15 protein-coding genes are annotated in these 17,212 nt (G+C 66.6%); 8 read left to right on the forward strand and 7 right to left on the reverse strand.

Annotated features, from left to right (window positions below; all coding sequences use genetic code 11):
* The first annotated feature begins 33 nt into the window (after nucleotides 1–33).
* From gcl to ACSX1C_RS06685, 8 genes are all read left to right on the forward strand, one after another.
* The gene (gene gcl, locus ACSX1C_RS06650) at nucleotides 34–1,809 is read left to right on the forward strand and encodes a glyoxylate carboligase (RefSeq protein ID WP_439888768.1); all 1,776 of its coding nucleotides are present in this window, start codon (nucleotides 34–36) and stop codon (nucleotides 1,807–1,809) included.
* Between the two features lie 60 nt (nucleotides 1,810–1,869).
* Entirely contained in the window at nucleotides 1,870–2,652 is a 783-nt protein-coding gene (hyi, locus tag ACSX1C_RS06655; protein ID WP_439888769.1) for a hydroxypyruvate isomerase, read from the forward strand.
* A 16-nt stretch (nucleotides 2,653–2,668) separates the two neighbouring features.
* The gene (locus ACSX1C_RS06660; protein WP_439888770.1) at nucleotides 2,669–3,559 is read left to right on the forward strand and encodes a 2-hydroxy-3-oxopropionate reductase; all 891 of its coding nucleotides are present in this window, start codon (nucleotides 2,669–2,671) and stop codon (nucleotides 3,557–3,559) included.
* Between the two features lie 172 nt (nucleotides 3,560–3,731).
* Nucleotides 3,732–5,006 carry a glycerate kinase type-2 family protein gene (locus ACSX1C_RS06665; protein ID WP_439888771.1) on the forward strand — a complete coding sequence of 425 codons (1,275 nt, stop codon included), beginning with the start codon at nucleotides 3,732–3,734 and terminating at the stop codon, nucleotides 5,004–5,006.
* On the forward strand, nucleotides 5,003–6,418 hold the full coding sequence (pyk, locus tag ACSX1C_RS06670; RefSeq protein ID WP_439888772.1) for a pyruvate kinase: 1,416 nt from the start codon (nucleotides 5,003–5,005) through the stop codon (nucleotides 6,416–6,418). Before ACSX1C_RS06665 ends, pyk begins: the two co-directional genes overlap by 4 nt.
* A gap of 246 nt (nucleotides 6,419–6,664) precedes the next feature.
* A complete protein-coding gene (locus tag ACSX1C_RS06675) occupies nucleotides 6,665–7,579 on the forward strand; it encodes an urea transporter (RefSeq protein ID WP_439888773.1) in 915 nt (304 codons plus the stop codon).
* A 203-nt stretch (nucleotides 7,580–7,782) separates the two neighbouring features.
* A complete protein-coding gene (locus tag ACSX1C_RS06680; protein WP_439888774.1) occupies nucleotides 7,783–8,145 on the forward strand; it encodes a cupin domain-containing protein in 363 nt (120 codons plus the stop codon).
* A 219-nt stretch (nucleotides 8,146–8,364) separates the two neighbouring features.
* Nucleotides 8,365–9,192, forward strand: coding sequence for an ion transporter (locus tag ACSX1C_RS06685; protein ID WP_439888775.1), 828 nt, complete (start codon nucleotides 8,365–8,367; stop codon nucleotides 9,190–9,192).
* 56 nt (nucleotides 9,193–9,248) lie between these two features.
* Here the strand turns inward: ACSX1C_RS06685 and argR are convergent, their stop codons facing one another.
* The 7 genes from argR to acs form a co-directional block, all read right to left on the reverse strand.
* Entirely contained in the window at nucleotides 9,249–10,229 is a 981-nt protein-coding gene (gene argR / locus ACSX1C_RS06690; protein ID WP_439888776.1) for a transcriptional regulator ArgR, read from the reverse strand.
* Between the two features lie 59 nt (nucleotides 10,230–10,288).
* Nucleotides 10,289–11,053, reverse strand: a complete 765-nt coding sequence (locus ACSX1C_RS06695) for an ABC transporter ATP-binding protein (RefSeq protein WP_439888777.1) — start codon at nucleotides 11,051–11,053, stop codon at nucleotides 10,289–10,291.
* A gap of 18 nt (nucleotides 11,054–11,071) precedes the next feature.
* Complete coding sequence (locus tag ACSX1C_RS06700; protein ID WP_439888778.1) at nucleotides 11,072–12,184, reverse strand: succinylglutamate desuccinylase/aspartoacylase family protein; 1,113 nt, start codon at nucleotides 12,182–12,184, stop codon at nucleotides 11,072–11,074.
* 10 nt (nucleotides 12,185–12,194) lie between these two features.
* The gene (locus ACSX1C_RS06705; protein WP_439888779.1) at nucleotides 12,195–12,893 is read right to left on the reverse strand and encodes an ABC transporter permease; all 699 of its coding nucleotides are present in this window, start codon (nucleotides 12,891–12,893) and stop codon (nucleotides 12,195–12,197) included.
* A 16-nt stretch (nucleotides 12,894–12,909) separates the two neighbouring features.
* A complete protein-coding gene (locus ACSX1C_RS06710) occupies nucleotides 12,910–13,599 on the reverse strand; it encodes an ABC transporter permease (RefSeq protein ID WP_369959461.1) in 690 nt (229 codons plus the stop codon).
* 103 nt (nucleotides 13,600–13,702) lie between these two features.
* Entirely contained in the window at nucleotides 13,703–14,482 is a 780-nt protein-coding gene (locus ACSX1C_RS06715) for an ABC transporter substrate-binding protein (RefSeq protein WP_318646056.1), read from the reverse strand.
* Between the two features lie 507 nt (nucleotides 14,483–14,989).
* On the reverse strand, nucleotides 14,990–16,945 hold the full coding sequence (acs, locus tag ACSX1C_RS06720; protein ID WP_439888780.1) for an acetate--CoA ligase: 1,956 nt from the start codon (nucleotides 16,943–16,945) through the stop codon (nucleotides 14,990–14,992).
* Nucleotides 16,946–17,212 lie beyond the last annotated feature (267 nt).

A 17,212-nucleotide genomic window follows, 5' to 3' on the forward strand; every position in this document is an offset into this window, starting at 1 on the left:
TATACAATCTGAAAACAAAAGAGGCACAAGACAATGGCCAGAATGAGAGCAATCGAGGCCGCCGTACTGGTGATGCGCCGCGAAGGCGTTGACACTGCGTTCGGCATCCCCGGCGCCGCCATCAACCCCCTGTACGCCGCACTGAAGAAAGTCGGCGGCATCGACCATGTCCTGGCTCGCCACGTCGAAGGCGCCTCGCACATGGCCGAGGGCTACACCCGCACCAATGCCGGCAACATCGGCGTGTGCATCGGCACCTCGGGCCCGGCCGGCACCGACATGGTCACCGGCCTGTACTCGGCCAGCGCCGACTCCATCCCGATCCTCTGCATCACCGGCCAGGCGCCGCGTGCGCGCATGCACAAGGAGGACTTCCAGGCCGTCGACATCACCAGCATCGTCGAGCCGGTGACCAAGTGGGCCACCACCGTGATGGAGCCGGGCCAGGTACCGCGCGCCTTCCAGAAAGCCTTCTACGAGATGCGCAGCGGCCGTCCCGGTCCCGTGTTGATCGACCTGCCGTTCGATGTGCAGATGGCCGAAATCGAGTTCGACATCGACGCCTACGAACCCTTGCCGCTGGCCAAGCCGGCCGCCAACCGCGTGCAGGCGGAGAAGGCCATCGCCATGCTCAACGAGGCTGAGCGCCCGCTGCTGGTCGCCGGCGGCGGCATCTTCAACGCCGACGCCGCCGACAAGCTGGTGGAATTCGCCGAGCTGACCGGCGTGCCGGTGGTGCCGACCCTGATGGGCTGGGGCGCGATCCCCGACGACCACAAACTGATGGTCGGCATGGTCGGCCTGCAGACCAGCCACCGCTACGGCAACGCCACCCTGCTGGCCTCCGACCTGGTGTTCGGCATCGGCAACCGCTGGGCCAACCGCCACACCGGTTCGGTCGAGGTCTACACCGAAGGTCGCAAGTTCATCCACGTCGACATCGAGCCGACCCAGATCGGCCGGGTGTTCAACCCGGATCTGGGCATCGTCTCCGACGCCGGCGCGGCGCTGGACGCCTTCCTCGAGGTCGCCCGCGAGTGGCAGGCCGCCGGCAAGCTGAAGGACCGCAGCGCCTGGGTCGAGTCGTGCCGCGAGCGCAAGCGCACCCTGCAGCGCAAGACCCACTTCGACAACGTGCCAGCCAAGCCGCAGCGCGTCTACGAGGAGATGAACGAGGCGTTCGGCAAGGACACCTGCTACGTCAGCACCATCGGCCTGTCGCAGATCGCCGGCGCGCAGTTCCTGCACGTCTACAAGCCGCGCCACTGGATCAACTGCGGCCAGGCCGGCCCGCTGGGCTGGACCATTCCGGCGGCCCTCGGCGTGGTCAAGGCCGACCCGCAGCGCCAGGTGGTGGCGCTGTCCGGCGACTACGACTTCCAGTTCATGATCGAGGAACTGGCCGTCGGCGCGCAGTTCAACCTGCCGTACATCCACGTGCTGGTGAACAACTCCTACCTGGGCCTGATCCGCCAGGCGCAGCGCGGCTTCGACATCGACTACTGCGTGCAGCTGGCGTTCGAGAACATCAACGCGCCGGAGATCAACGGTTACGGCGTCGACCACGTCGCCGTGGTCGAGGGCCTGGGCTGCAAGGCGATCCGCGTGTTCGACCCGAACGAACTGCAGAACGCCTTCGCCGAAGCCCAGCGCCTGATGGCCGAACACCGCGTGCCGGTGGTGGTCGAGGTGATCCTGGAGCGCGTCACCAACATCTCCATGGGCACCGAGATCAACGCCATCAACGAGTTCGAGGAACTGGCCGAGCGCGGCGCCGACGCCCCGACCGCCATCTCGCTGCTGGATTGATGCAACCCTAGGGTGGATGTGCTGTGCGGCATCCACCCTACGCACCCGAGGAGTGCTTTTATGCCCCGTTTTGCCGCCAACCTGTCCATGCTGTTCACCGAGGTGGACTTCCTGGAGCGTTTCGCCGCCGCCGCCGAAGCCGGCTTCAGCGGCGTGGAATACCTCTTTCCCTACGATTTCCCGGCCGAGGAGATCAAGGCCCGTCTGGACGCCAACCAGCTGACCCAGGTGCTGTTCAACCTGCCCGCAGGCGACTGGGCCAAGGGTGAGCGCGGCATCGCCTGCCACCCGGACCGGGTCGAGGAGTTCCGTGCCGGCGTCGATAAGGCCATCGCCTACGCCAAGATCCTGGGCAACAGCCAGATCAACTGCCTGGCCGGCATCCGCCCCCAGGGCGTCGACTGCGCCACGGTGGAGAAGACCTTCGTCGACAACCTCAAGTATGCCGCCGACAAGCTCGAGGCCGCCGGCATCAAGCTGGTCATGGAAGCCATCAACACCCGCGACATCCCCGGCTTCTACCTGAACAACACCCAGCAGGCGCTGGCCATTCGCGACAAGGTCGGCAGCAGCAACCTGTACCTGCAGTACGACATCTACCACATGCAGATCATGGAGGGTGACCTGGCCCGCACCGTCGAGGCCAACCTGGCGGCAATCAACCATGTGCAGTTGGCCGACAACCCGGGCCGCAACGAGCCGGGCACCGGCGAGATCAACTACCGCTTCCTGTTCGAGCACCTGGACCGCATCGGCTACCAAGGCTGGATCGGCTGCGAATACAAGCCCGCCACCACCACCGCTGCCGGCCTTGGCTGGATGAAAGCGCACAACGCCATCTAATCAGAGGAGATCTCTCATGGCTAAAATCGGATTTATCGGCACCGGCATCATGGGCAAGCCCATGGCGCAGAACCTGCAGAACGCCGGCCACACCCTGTTCTTCTCCGAGCACTTCGACAAGGCCCCGGCCGACCTGCTGGGTGCCAACGGCATCGCCCTGGCCAACCCGCGCGAAGTCGCCCAGGAAGCCGAGTTCATCATCGTCATGGTGCCGGACACCCCCCAGGTCGAGGACGTGCTGTTCCGCCAGGACGGCGTGGCCGAGGGCGTCGGCGCCGGCAAGGTGGTCATCGACATGAGCTCGATCTCCCCCTCCGCCACCAAGACCTTCGCCGAGAAGATCAAGGCCACCGGCGCCGCCTACCTGGACGCCCCGGTGTCCGGCGGTGAAGTCGGCGCCAAGGCGGCGACCCTGAGCATCATGGTCGGCGGCTGCCCGAATGCCTTCGAGCGCGCCCTGCCGCTGTTCCAGGCCATGGGCAAGAACATCACCCGCGTCGGCGGCAACGGCGACGGCCAGACCGCCAAGGTGGCCAACCAGATCATCGTCGCCCTGAACATCCAGGCAGTGGCCGAGGCCCTGCTGTTCGCCGCCAAGAACGGCGCCGATCCGGCCAAGGTGCGCGAGGCACTGATGGGCGGCTTCGCCGGCTCGAAGATCCTCGAGGTACACGGCGAGCGCATGATCAAGGGCACCTTCGATCCGGGCTTCCGCATCAGCCTGCACCAGAAGGACCTCAACCTGGCGCTGGCCGGCGCCAAGGAACTGAGCCTGAACCTGCCCAACACCGCCAACGCCCAGCAGGTGTTCAGCACCTGTGCGGCCATCGGCGGCAGCAACTGGGATCACTCGGCGCTGATCAAGGGCCTGGAGCACATGGCCAATTTCAACATCCGCGGCGAGTGAGGCCACGGGTCGCGGGAGGGGGTCAGCCCTCCCGCGGCAACCCTTTCGATCTGCCTGGCTGGCGGTGTCACGGCCTGCCAGCCGGGTGGGTCGATTCTAGTGCGCAGCGCCTGCAGGGCGGACGCCGCGCAGTAGAATCGACGTTGTACCAGCGATAACAAGAGAGCCTGCCATGTCCATCGATCCGCAAAGCCTGCTGCGCGAGCTGTTCAGCGCCGCCATCGACGCCGCCCACCCGCGCCAGGTGCTGGCCGACCACCTGCCCGCCGACCGTAGCGGTCGGGTCATCGTCATAGGCGCCGGCAAGGCCGCCGCCGCCATGGCCGAGGTGATCGAGCGCGAATGGCAGGGCGAGGTCTCCGGCCTGGTGGTGACCCGCTACGAGCACGGCGCCGATTGCCGCAAGATCGAGGTGGTGGAAGCCGCCCATCCGGTGCCGGACGATGCCGGCGAGCGGGTCGCGCGGCGGGTGCTGGAGCTGGTCAGCAACCTGCAGGAGTCCGACCGGGTGATCTTCCTGCTGTCCGGCGGCGGCTCCTCGCTGCTGGCCCTGCCGGCCGAGGGCATCTCGCTGGCCGACAAGCAGGCGATCAACAAGGCCCTGCTCAAGTCCGGCGCCTCCATCGGCGAGATGAACTGCGTGCGCAAGCACCTCTCGGCGATCAAGGGCGGCCGCCTGGCCAAGGCCTGCTGGCCGGCCAGCGTCTATACCTACGCGATTTCCGACGTGCCGGGCGACGAGGCCACGGTGATCGCCTCCGGCCCCACGGTGGCCGACCCGACTACCTCGGCCGAGGCCCTGGCGATACTGGCGCGCTACCAGATCGAGATTCCGGCCAACGTGCGCACCTGGCTGCAGGACCCGCGCTCGGAGACGGTCAAGCCTGGCGACCCGGTGCTCTCGCGCAGCCATTTCCAGCTGATCGCCACCCCCCAGCAGTCCCTGGAGGCCGCCGCCGAGAAGGCCCGCGCCGCCGGCTTCACCCCGCTGATCCTCGGCGATCTGGAGGGCGAATCGCGCGAGGTGGCCAAGGTGCATGCCGGCATCGCCCGCCAGGTACGCCTGCACGGCCAGCCGCTCAAGGCGCCCTGCGTGATCCTCTCCGGCGGCGAGACCACCGTCACCGTGCGCGGCAACGGCCGCGGCGGACGCAACGCCGAGTTCCTGCTGAGTCTCACCGAGAGTCTCAAGGGCCTGCCCGGGGTCTACGCCCTGGCCGGCGACACCGACGGCATCGACGGCTCCGAGGACAACGCCGGCGCCCTGATGACCCCGGACGCCTACGCCCGCGCCGCGCGCCTGGGCCTGAACGCCCGCGACGAGCTGGACAACAACGACGGCTATGGCTACTTCGCCGCCCTGGACGCCCTGATCGTCAGCGGCCCGACCCGTACCAACGTCAACGATTTCCGCGCCATTCTGATCCTCGAGGAACCCGCCCAATGAACGCCGACAAGAAAGTTAAGATCCTCGCCACCCTCGGGCCGGCCGTCGAAGGCATCGAACAGATCCGCCAGCTGGTGGAGGCCGGGGTCAATCTGTTTCGCCTCAACTTCAGCCACGGCGAGCACGCCGACCACGCCCAGCGTTACCAGTGGGTGCGCGAAGTGGAGCGCCAGCTGGGCACGCCCATCGGCATCCTCATGGACCTGCAGGGACCCAAGCTGCGGGTTGGCCGCTTCGCCGAAGGCAAGGTCGAGCTGCAGCGCGGCCAGACCCTGCGCCTGGATCTGGACAGCACCCCGGGCGACGCCCGGCGGGTCAACCTGCCGCACCCGGAAATCATCGAGGCGCTGCAGCCGGGGATGAACCTGCTGCTGGACGACGGCCGTCTGCGCCTGCAGGTGACCGCCAAGGAAAGCGACGCGGTGATCACCGAGGTGATCGCCGGCGGCGAGCTGTCCGACCGCAAGGGGGTCAACGTGCCCGAGGCGGTACTGCAACTGAGCCCGCTGACCGAGAAGGATCGCCGCGACCTGACCTTCGGCCTGGAACTGGGCGTGGACTGGGTGGCCCTGTCCTTCGTCCAGCGCCCCGAGGACATCCTCGAGGCTCGCGCGCTGATCCAGGGCAAGGCCGCCCTCATGGCCAAGATCGAGAAGCCCTCGGCGGTGCAGAAGATCGAGGAAATCGCCCAGCTGTGCGACGCCATCATGGTTGCCCGCGGCGACCTGGGCGTGGAGGTGCCTGCGGAGAACGTACCGCGCATCCAGAAGGACATCATCCGCATCTGCCGCCAGCTCGGCCGGCCGGTGGTGGTGGCCACCCAGATGCTCGAATCCATGCGTTTCTCCCCCGCGCCGACCCGTGCCGAGGTCACCGACGTGGCCAACGCCGTGGCCGAGGGGGCCGATGCGGTGATGCTGTCGGCCGAGACCGCCTCCGGCGACTACCCGCTGGAGGCCGTGCAGATGATGAGCAAGATCATCCGCCAAGTGGAGGGCGGCCCGGACTTCCAGAGTCAGCTGGACGTCGGTCGGCCCCAGGCCGAGGCTACCGCCTCGGACGCCATCAGCTGCGCCATTCGCCGTATCAGCGCCATCCTGCCGGTGGCCGCGCTGGTCAACTACAGCGAGTCCGGGGCCAGCAGCCTGCGCGCCTCGCGCGAGCGGCCGAAGGCGCCGATCCTCAGCCTGACCCCGAGCCTGGATACCGCGCGCCGCCTGTCCGTGGCCTGGGGCGTCTACTCGGTGGTCAACGAGCGCCTGCACAAGGTCGAGGATGTCACCCGCACCGCCCTGGAAATCGCCCGGGCCCAGGGCGTCGCCCGGGCCGGCGACACCCTGGTGATCACCGCCGGCGAACCCTTCGGTCAGCCAGGCAGCACCAACAGCCTGCGCATCGAGACCCTGCACTGACCGACCGCTGGCCCTGGCCCGCAACATTGCGGGCCGCAGCCTCCATGCTCCCACGCTGGCATTGCCAGATTACAGGCGTCCCCTGCTGCGGCAGCGGGCGCCTCTTTTTATTCAGTTTCGTCGGGTAGGTTAGGCGCAGGGCGGGATATTCTGCCTGCCACGGCTGTACATTGCGCCGTAACCCACCCTACGATTGGACCGATGGGCGCTCTCACCGGCGCCTGCTTTCATTCACGCCGAGCCTCTATGTCGCCCCTGCCCACTCACGTCCTGCGCGGCTTGCGCGCGTTGCTCAACGGCTTCAGCCAGATATTCCTGCAGAGCCATCCCGGCTGCGGCCTGCTGGTGCTGCTGGCGCTCGCCCTCGGCGCACCGAACCTGCTCGGCGGCGCCCTGCTCGGTGGTCTGAGCGGCATGCTGGTGGCCCGCTGGCGCGACTGTCCGCGCGCCGATATCGAGATCGGCCTGTACGGCTACAACGGCATCCTCCTCGGCCTGCTGGCCAGCCTGCAGTTCGCCTGGTCGCCGCTGCTGGCGCTGTTGATCGCCCTCGGCGGCGGGCTGTCCAGCCTGCTGCTGGCGCCCTGGATGACGCGGATGCGCCGGCGCGGCTGGCTGCCGGCCTTCACCCTGCCCTTCGTCCTGCTCGGTTGGGGGCTGCTGGCCCTGGCCGCACCTCTGCCGCTACCGCTACGGGACGAGGTCGCGGCCGGCACGCCCACCCTGGACGGGTTCGGCATCTTGCTGGCGGTGCTGCGCGGCCTGGGCCAGGTGATCTTCCTCGATAACCCCCTGTCCGGCCTGTGCCTGCTGCTCGGCCTGCTGCTGGCCGACCGTCGCGCCGCCCTCTGGGCCCTGCTCGGCGCAGCTGCTGGCCTGGGCCTGGCCACGCTGCTGGGCTGGTCGCAGGCCGACGCCCTGAGCGGGCTCTTCGGCTACAACGCCGTGCTGGCGGCGATCGCCCTGAGCCAGGTACAGCGCCGACCCTGGGTGCTACTGCTGGGCAGCGTCCTGGCCACGCTGCTGCAGCACGGCCTGGCCAGCCTGGGGGTGCCGGCCCTGACCCTGCCCTTCATCCTCGCCTGCTGGCTGATTCGGCTCAGCGCACAAGGCTGGCGACGCGCGGTAAAGGCCGGCGCGCCGGGACCAAACGTCCACTAGGCAGGCGCTTGCCACCCGACCTCAGGGTCGCTCAGTGCAGCGCGCCCGGCGGACAACCGCCAAGCGCCCGGACAACTGCCTGCAGCACGGCGTTTCCTCGGTTGCCGGTGTCGTGCCTGCGCATGGCGGCGGCCGCCCGCCCTGCTAGCGTAAAAGCTCATCCTTTCGGGTCCCAGACCCATCCCCCACCCAGCGAGAACGACATGCTGCACAGCATCAAGCAAGGCATCACCCTGGAAGAACTGGAACCCTGCGGCACCCTCGAAGACATCGGCGTCGAAATGATCGAAGGCGACAACAGCATGTTCGCCCTGACCACCTTCGCCACCGAAGACGAGTCGGTCAGCGCCGGCTACTTCGGCGTACGCCGCAGCCGTTTCCGCCTGCCCTACACCTTCCATGAGCAGGCCGTGGTGACCCTCGGCGAGGTGAAGATCACCAACGAACAGACCGGCGAAACCGCCCACTACAAAGCGGGCGACTCCTTCTTCGTCGCCAGCGGCACCAACACCCTGTGGGAAGTCGTCAGCGACAGCTTCACCAAACACTACCTGGCGGTCGACTGACAACGGCGCGCTTAGGCCCTGCCCACCGGCAGGGCCTAAGCGCGGGCGACACGGCCCGCACCGCTCGCGCAACGTGCCGTTGCAGCGCGAGCGGTGCGCAAGCAGCCCCCTGGCGGCAGCACACAGCGCACGACATTCGACCATCGCCTGGGAAGAACCCTTGCCACCTCCGCCCCATCCTGCCTAGGCTTCGCCCTCTCGCAAGCAGGGGGGTTCGCCATGGATAACTGGCGCCAACGTCTTTACGCCATCATCTTCCACACCGACACACCGGCCGGACAACGCTTCGACAACTGGCTGCTGCTGATCATCCTGGCCAGCCTGGTGGTGGTAATGCTCGACAGCGTCGACGCCTACCACCGGCAGTACGCCGGCCTGTTCGACGGCCTGGAGTGGGCCTTCACCCTGATGTTCGCCGTCGAGTACGGCTTGCGCCTGTACTGCTCACCCAAACCGCTGCGCTATGCCTTCAGCTTCTTCGGCCTGGTCGACCTGCTGGCCGTGATGCCGGCGATTCTGGCGCTGATCTTCGCCGACGCCCAGTACCTGATGATCGTGCGGGTCGTGCGCATGATCCGCATCTTCCGCGTGCTCAAGCTGCGCCAGTACCTGAGTCAGGCCAACTTCCTGCTTACCGCCCTGCGCGGCAGCCGGCAGAAGGTCACGGTGTTCCTGGTCAGCGTGTCCACCCTGGTCACGGTGTTCGGCGCACTGATGTACGTGATCGAGGGTCCGGCCAATGGCTTCACCAGCATTCCCACCAGCATCTACTGGGCGGTGGTGACCCTGACCACCGTGGGCTACGGCGACATCACCCCGCAGACCCCGGCCGGGCAGATGCTCTCCACCCTGGTGATGATCACCGGCTACTCGATCATCGCCGTGCCCACCGGCATCTTCACCGCCGAACTGGCCAGCGCCATCCGCGGCGGCGAACACCTCAAGCATGCCTGCCCGAATTGTCAGAAGGCCGAGCACGAGCAGACGGCGGCCTTCTGCAACCGCTGCGGCCAGGCGCTGTACCCGCAGCAGCCCCCACGGGACTGACGAGTACCGCAATGAAAAAAGCCCGCATCGCAGCGGGCTTTTTCATTTGCCTCGACTCACTCGCGCTCGACCGGCGCCGAGCTCAGCTCGAATGGGCTGTTGCTGCGCCGCTGATTGCGGTCTTCCCGCGGGGTGGCGCCGAAGAAGTTGCGGTAGGCGCTGGAGAAGTGCGGGCCCGAGGAGAAGCCGCAGGACAGGCCGATCTGGATGATCGACTTGCTGGTCTGCATCAACAACTGGCGCGCCTTGTTCAGGCGCAACTCCAGGTAATACTGGCTGGGCACGCGGGTCAGGTACTGCTTGAAGATGCGCTCCAGCTGACGACGCGACACGCACACATGCTGGGCGATCTCGTCGGTGGTCAGCGGCTCCTCGATGTTCGCCTCCATCAGCAGCACCGCCTGGGTCAGCTTGGGATGGCTGGAGCCCAGGCGATTCTGCAGCGGGATGCGCTGACGCTCGCTGCCTTCACGGATGCGCTCGACCACCAGTTCCTCGGACACCGCACCGGCCAGTTCGGCGCCGTGATCGCGGGCCAGCAGGGCCAGCAGCAGGTCGAGCACGGCCAGGCCGCCACAGGCGGAGAGACGGTCGCGGTCCCAGTCGAACAGGTGGCTGGTGGCGATCACCTTGGGGAAGCGCTCGCTGAAATCGTCCTGCCAACGCCAGTGCACCGCGGCGCGGTAACCGTCGAGCAGGCCCAGCTGGGCCAGGGGATAGACCCCGGCGGAGACGCCGCCGACGATGCCGCCGGCGCGCACCCACTGCTTGAGCGCAGCCGACAGCGCAGGGGCCATCGCCGCAGGCGGCTCGTCAGCCAGCAGGAACAGCTTGTGCACGCCCTCCAGCCTGCCCTGCCAGGGTTCGCCCGGCAGGCGCCAGGCTCCATCCTCGGGCGCTTCGGCCTGGAGGAAGGACAGTTCGTAAGCCACTTCGGGGTGGACGCGTTGGGCGACACGCAAGGCTTCCTCGGCCAATGCCAAGGTCAGGGGCTTGGTATTGGGCCACAGCAGGAAGCCGATTCGATGGGCAGTCATGGGGGGCAGTTTAGGCTCTATTGGCTTAGGGGGGCATGCCGCCACGCCCGCTCTCGTGCTTATTTCAGACTACCGGACAGGAACTGCTGAAGCCGCTCGGACTGCGGGTTGGCCAGCACCTCCTTCGGACAGCCCCGCTCTTCTACCACGCCCTTGTGGAGGAACACCAGCTGGTTGGACACCTCGCGGGCGAAGCCCATCTCGTGGGTCACCACCACCATGGTGCGGCCTTCGGTGGCCAGGTCCTGCATGACCTTGAGCACCTCGCCGACCAGCTCCGGGTCGAGCGCCGAGGTCGGCTCGTCGAACAGCATCACCTCCGGCTCCATGGCCAGGGCCCGGGCGATCGCCACGCGCTGCTGCTCGCCGCCGGACATGTGCCCCGGGTAGGCATCCTTGCGGTGCGCCACGCCGACCTTGTTCAGGTAATGCTCGGCCTTCTCCTGGGCCTCCTTCTTGGCCATCCCGAGCACATGCACCGGGGCCTCCATGACGTTCTCCAGCACGTTCATGTGCGACCACAGGTTGAAATGCTGGAAGACCATGGCCAGGCGCGAGCGCATGCGCTGCAGCTGCTTGGGGTCGGCGGCCTTGAGTCCGCCGTCCTTGTTGGCCACCAGCTTGAGCTCCTCGCCGTTGAGCAGGATCTTGCCGCCGTAGGGCTGCTCCAGCAGGTTGATACAGCGCAGGAAGGTACTCTTGCCCGAGCCGCTGGAGCCGATGATGCTGATCACGTCGCCGGCCTTGGCCGCCAGGGACACGCCCTTGAGCACCTCGTGGCTGCCATAGCGCTTGTGCAGATCCTGAACTTCGAGTTTGTACATGGTTTCCACTCTCTTGAATCAGTCGCTCAACAGGCGACCCAGGCGAATAGGGGTAGAACCGGCCACCTTGGCCAGCCACAGACCGGGTTGGGCGAAGCGCATCCGTTCACGCGCATAGAGCACCCCGCTGGTGGTCGCACAGACGATGCTGCGGCGATCGTCCAGCGGGTCGATCACCTCGAACAGCGGCTCGCCGGCGGCGACCCGCGCCCCCAGCGGTTGCAGGAAACTCACCACCCCGGCATGGGGCGCATAGGCGTATTCGGCCCCCTCGAACGGCGTGGCCTCGCAGCAGGCCTCCGGTGCCGCCGGCCAGTCGCCGGCGATCAGCCCCTGTTCGGCGAGAAATGCCAGGATGGCCTCGGCACTGGCCTGGGCCCGGTCCGCCTCGGTGTCGGCCATGCCGCCCAGCTCGACCGTGGTCGCCAGGCAGGCCAGCGGGATGGTCGCCGCGGGGAAGCGCCGCGCCAGCTGCAACCAGGGTGTGGCGCAGGCTTCGTCGAAGGAGCTGCCGCCGGCGTCCTCCGTGGTCAGCACCGCGCCCGCCTGCAGCCGCGCGGCCAACGATCGCAGTTCATCCCAATGCTGCGGCAGGCTGTACAGGTGCACCACGGCCTCGAAGTCGCAGTGCAGGTCGAGCACCACATCGGCATCGCAGGCATGCCCCAGCAGCAGGCGCTGCAAGCCCTGCAACTCGGACTGGGCCGGCGGCAGCGCCTCGAGCGCCGCTTGCATGGCCGCCCGGATCAGCCGCACGTTGGCGGCGCCGTCCGCCCCCAGGCTGCCGTCCAGGGCCGGGGCGATGGCGCTGGCCAGGTCGAAGAAGTCCCGATTGAAGTTCTTGCCGCTGGCGAACTCGAAGCGTCCCTGGACGGTGGCCTGGAACAGCTGCGCCAGACCGATGGGGTTGGCCAGCGGCACCAGCTCGACCACTCCGCTCAGGCGACCCAGCGCCTCCAGCTCGCGCAGGCGCCGCTTGAGCTCGACGGCGACACGCATGCCCGGCAGTTCATCGGCGTGCAATGACGCCTGGATATAGGCCTTGCGTGGGCCGTTGCCGAAGCGGAACACGCTCAGCCGCCGCTCGGAGCCAGGACAACCCCAGGGCAGGACGTGGTCGATCCGTTGCATGCTCGCCCCCTCAGGCCTTGCGCGGCGCCATATAGCCGAGCCAGCGGCGCTCGGCCGCCTTGAACAGGCGCACGAGGATGAAGGTCAGGCACAGGTAGAGCAAACCGGCGGTGATGAAGGCCTCGAACGGCAAGTAGTGCTGCGAGCTGACGGTGCGCGCCGCGCCGGTGATGTCGATCAGGGTGACGATCGACGCCAGGCTGGTGGTGTGCAGCATCATGATCACTTCGTTGCTGTACTGCGGCAACGCGCGGCGTAGCGCCGAGGGCAGCAGGATGCGGCGGTACAGCTTGGCCCGCGACATGCCCATGGCCTTGGCCGCCTCGATCTCGCCATGGGGCGTGGCGCGCAGGCTGCCGGCGAGGATTTCGGCGCTGTAGGCGCTGGTGTTGATGGCGAAGGCCAGGCAGGCGCAGAAGGTCGCGTCCGACAGGTAGGGCCAGAGCGCGCCCTCGCGCACCGCCTCGAACTGGGCCAGGCCGTAGTAGATCAGGAACAGCTGCACCAGCATCGGCGTGCCGCGGATCACGTAGGTGTAGAGCCAGGCCGGGAAGTTCACCAGCTGCGACTTGGAAACGCGCATCAGCGCCAGGGGAACCGCCATGGCCAGGCCCAGCGCCAGGGAGATCAACAGCAGCTTGAGGGTGACCAGCACACCGCCGAAGTACAGCGGCAGGCTGGCCCAGATGACGTTGTAATCGAAGATCATGCGTTCGCTCCCATGCTCACAGGTCGGCGGCTTTGACGCCGACCGAGTAGCGCTTTTCCAGGTAACGCAGGGCCAGCAGCGACACGCTGGTCAGCACCAGATACAGGGCCGCGACCGCCAGGTAGAAGGTGAAGGGCTCACGCGTGGCATCGGCGGCGCTCTTGGCCTTGAACATCATGTCCTGCAGGCCGACCACCGAGATCAGCGCGGTGGCCTTGGTCAACACCAGCCAGTTGTTGGTGAAGCCGGGAATGGCGAAGCGGATCATCTGCGGTACCAGGATGCGGAAGAACACCTTGATCCCGCTCATGCCGTAGGCCGCCCCCGCCTCGGCCTGGCCCTTGGGGATGGCCATGAAGGCGCCGCGGAAGGTCTCCGACAGGTAGGCGCCGAAGATGAAGCCCATGGTGAACACACCGGCGATGAAGGGGTTGATGTCGATGTATTCGTCATAACCGAGCATCGGCGCCACCCGGTTCACCAGGTCCTGGCCACCGTAGAAGATCAGCAGGATCAGTACCAGGTCGGGAATACCACGAATCACCGTGGCGTAGGCCTCACCCAGTATCGCCAGCCATTTGATCGGCGACAGGCGGAAGGCCGCCCCGAGCAGGCCCAGGAAAATGGCGACCGCCACCGAGGACAGGGCCAACAGCAGGGTGAGCCAGGCACCTTCGAGAATGGTCGAGCCGTAGCCGTTCAGCATGCTCCAGTTACCTCATGCGGGCGCCGCGAGGCGCCGGAAGCACAACGAAAAAGTGGCGCAAGTCCGCGTTGCATCGGGTTGCGCCACTTTCGGTGGGAAGCGATTACTCGCCGTAGACGTCGAAGTCGAAATACTTGTCCTGCACTTCCTTGTACTTGCCGTTGGCGCGGATCGCCGCGATGGCCGCGGTGATCTTGTCGGCCAGGGCCTTGTCGCCCTTGCGCACGGCGATGCCCTGCCCTTCGCCGAAATACTTCATATCGGTGAAGTCAGGCCCAGCAAAGGCGAAACCCTTGCCGGCGTCGGTCTTGAGGAAGCCGTCGTCGATGTTCACCGAGTCGGCCAGGGTGGCGTCCAGGCGGCCGGCGGTCAGGTCCAGGAAGATCTCGTTCTGCGAACTGTAGCGCACCACTTCGATGCCGGCCGGGGCGAAGTTGTCGGTGGCATAGCGGTCGTAGATCGAGGAGCGCTGCACGCCGACCTTCTTGCCTTTGAGGTCGACCAGCGGATCGTTGAGCTGGGTACCGGCCTTCATCGCCAGCTTGGCCGGAGTGGAGTAGTACTTGCCGGTAAAATCAACCGACTTCTTGCGATCTTCGGTGATGGACATCGAGGACAGCACCGCATCGAACTTGCGCACCTTCAGTGCCGGGATCAGGCCGTCGAACTCCTGCTCGATCCACTTGCACTCGACCTTCATCTCTTCGCACAGGGCCTGGCCGATGTCGTAGTCGAAACCGGTGATGTTGCCTTCCGGGGTCTTGTAGGCGAACGGCGGGTAGGCCGCCTCGATGCCGATGCGCAGGGGCTTGGCGTCATCGGCCATGGCCAGCGGGGACAGCACGGAGAGCGCCAGTGCGCCGAGAAGTGCGATCTTCTTCATCTTGTGACTCCTTCGAATGGGAATGGCTTCGCGTGGCGGTGCCGGGGAGCGTGCGCAGGCAGTCAGCCATGCACGAATTGCAGGGATCGTCGCCGTCCTTGCCGCGTAACTCGCGGACGACAAGGAGCCCGGCTCGGTGATCGGCATTCTAGCGAGAGCCCGGAAGTCGAAATTTCCTCAATGCGACAAGTATTTACAAAAGGCCAGAAAGGGCACGCCGGGCGCATTGACAGTCCCCCGACAAACATGCAGAGGCGCAGGAAAGGTAAACCGAATAATACTGCAATAAGCGCGCCCAACACTGAAGAAGCCCGGGATACAAGGCCTGTAGCACATCGGTAAGTTTCAGGGCCGGCGTTCGACGCGCCGATAGCGCACAACTGCGTTTCCATAGACCCCATCGATAGCGCGAGGCGTTACCGGCCCTCCCGCATCCATCCGAGCCTCCAAAAGCACGACGCCCCGCCGCGGCTTGTGGCCGGGCGGGGCGTCGTCGACAGGTGCCGGTCAGGCGGCCTGCATGCCGCGGTGAGTGTCGATGAGGTGTTGCACCACGCCAGGGTCGGCCAGCGTGGAGATGTCGCCGAGCGCATCGTATTCGGCGACGGCGATCTTGCGCAGGATACGGCGCATGATCTTGCCCGAGCGGGTCTTCGGCAGGCCCGGCGCCCACTGGATCACGTCCGGCGTGGCGATCGGACCGATTTCCTTGCGCACCCAGTTCTTCAGCTCCAGGCGCAGCTGCTCGGAAGGCTCCTCGTCGCTGTTCAGGGTGACGTAGACGTAGATGCCCTGCCCCTTGATGTCGTGCGGCACGCCGACCACCGCCGCCTCGGCGACCTTAGGATGGGCGACCATGGCGCTTTCCACTTCCGCGGTGCCCATGCGGTGGCCGGATACGTTGAGCACGTCGTCCACCCGGCCGGTGATCCAGTAGTAGCCGTCCTCGTCGCGCCGGGCGCCGTCGCCGGTGAAGTACATGCCCCGGAAGGTCTTGAAATAGGTGTCGACGAAACGGTCGTGATCGCCGTACAGGGTGCGCGCCTGGCCCGGCCAGGAGTCGATGATCACCAGGTTGCCCTCGGTGGCGCCTTCCAGCAGGTTGCCCATGCTGTCCACCAGGGCCGGCTGCACGCCGAAGAACGGCCGCGCCGCCGATCCCGGCTTGAGGCCGTGGGCGCCGGGCAGCGGCGACATCAGGGTGGCGCCGGTCTCGGTCTGCCACCAGGTGTCGACGATCGGGCAGCGGCTCTGGCCGACCGTCTCGTAATACCACTGCCAGGCTTCCGGGTTGATCGGCTCGCCGACCGAGCCGAGCAGGCGCAGGCTGGAGCCGTCGAACCCCTCCACCGCCGCCGTGCCCTGGGCCATCATGGCGCGAATCGCGGTCGGCGCCGTGTAGAGGATATTGACCTGGTGCTTGTCGACTATCTTGGCGACGCGGGTGATGTCCGGGTAGTTCGGCACGCCCTCGAACAGCACGATGGTGGCGCCGTTGGCCAGCGGCCCGTAGACGTTGTAACTGTGGCCGGTGACCCAGCCGATGTCGGCGGTGCACCAGAACACCTCGCCCGGGCGGTAGTCGAAGACCCGCTCATGGGTCAGCGCGGCATACAGCAGATAACCGCCGGTGGTGTGCTGCACGCCCTTGGGCTTGCCGGTGGAGCCGGAGGTATAGAGGATGAACAGCGGCTCCTCGGCCCCCATCTCCTTCGGCGCGCACTGGCTGCCGGCGACCTGCATCAGGTCCTCGTACCAGATGTCGCGATGCGGGTGCCACTTGATCTGGCCGCCGGTGCGCTTGCAGACGATGATCTTCTGCACGCTGGCGGTTTCCGGGTTGGTCAGGGCATCGTCGACGTTCTCCTTGAGCGGGATGCTCCTGCCGCCGCGCAGGCCCTCGTCGGCGGTGATCACCACCTTGGACTTGCAGTCGATGATCCGCCCGGCCAGCGCCTCGGGCGAGAAGCCGCCGAACACCACCGAATGAATGGCGCCGATGCGCGCGCAGGCGAGCATGGCCACCACTGCTTCCGGGATCATCGGCATGTAGATGGTCACCACGTCGCCGCGATGCACGTCCTGCCCGCGCAGGGCGTTGGCCAGCTTGCACACCTGCTCGTGCAACTCGCGGTAGGTGATGCGCTTGCTCTCGGACGGGTCGTCGCCCTCCCAGATGATCGCCACGGCCTCGCCGCGCTCCTCCAGGTGACGATCCAGGCAGTTGTAGGCCACGTTGAGGGTGCCGTCGGCGAACCACTTGATATCGACGCGGTGATCGTCGAAGGAGGTCTGCTTGACCTGAGTGAAGGGCTTGATCCAGTCCAGACGTTGGGCCTGTTCACGCCAGAAACCCTCGGGATTGATCACCGACTGCTGGTACATGGCTTTGTAGGTGGCCTCATCGGTCAACGAACGGGCCGCTACCTCGGGGCGCACGGGATACAGGGACGCAGCACTCATCAGCAATACCTCAGTGGTTAGTTGTTGTTCTGCAATGCGTCATTTTGTAGCCACACCCCCCTCCCTGGGCCATTCGACCATGGTATTACCGCTCTACGACAAGGGTCTCACCCCCGCACAAGGAGCGGACCTGCGACCCGGCCAGCCGTGGAACCCCGGTCGCCCGGGGCGCCGACATAACGCTATCGAGGCCCGAAAAACAGGCAAAAAAAGGCGACCCGCCAGGGGTCGCCTACCCAATCACTCCCAAAGGAATGGAAAATGCCT

Origin of the sequence: Pseudomonas sp. MBLB4123, assembly GCF_051904775.1 — a bacterium.
Lineage (GTDB): Bacteria > Pseudomonadota > Gammaproteobacteria > Pseudomonadales > Pseudomonadaceae > Aquipseudomonas > Aquipseudomonas benzenivorans_B.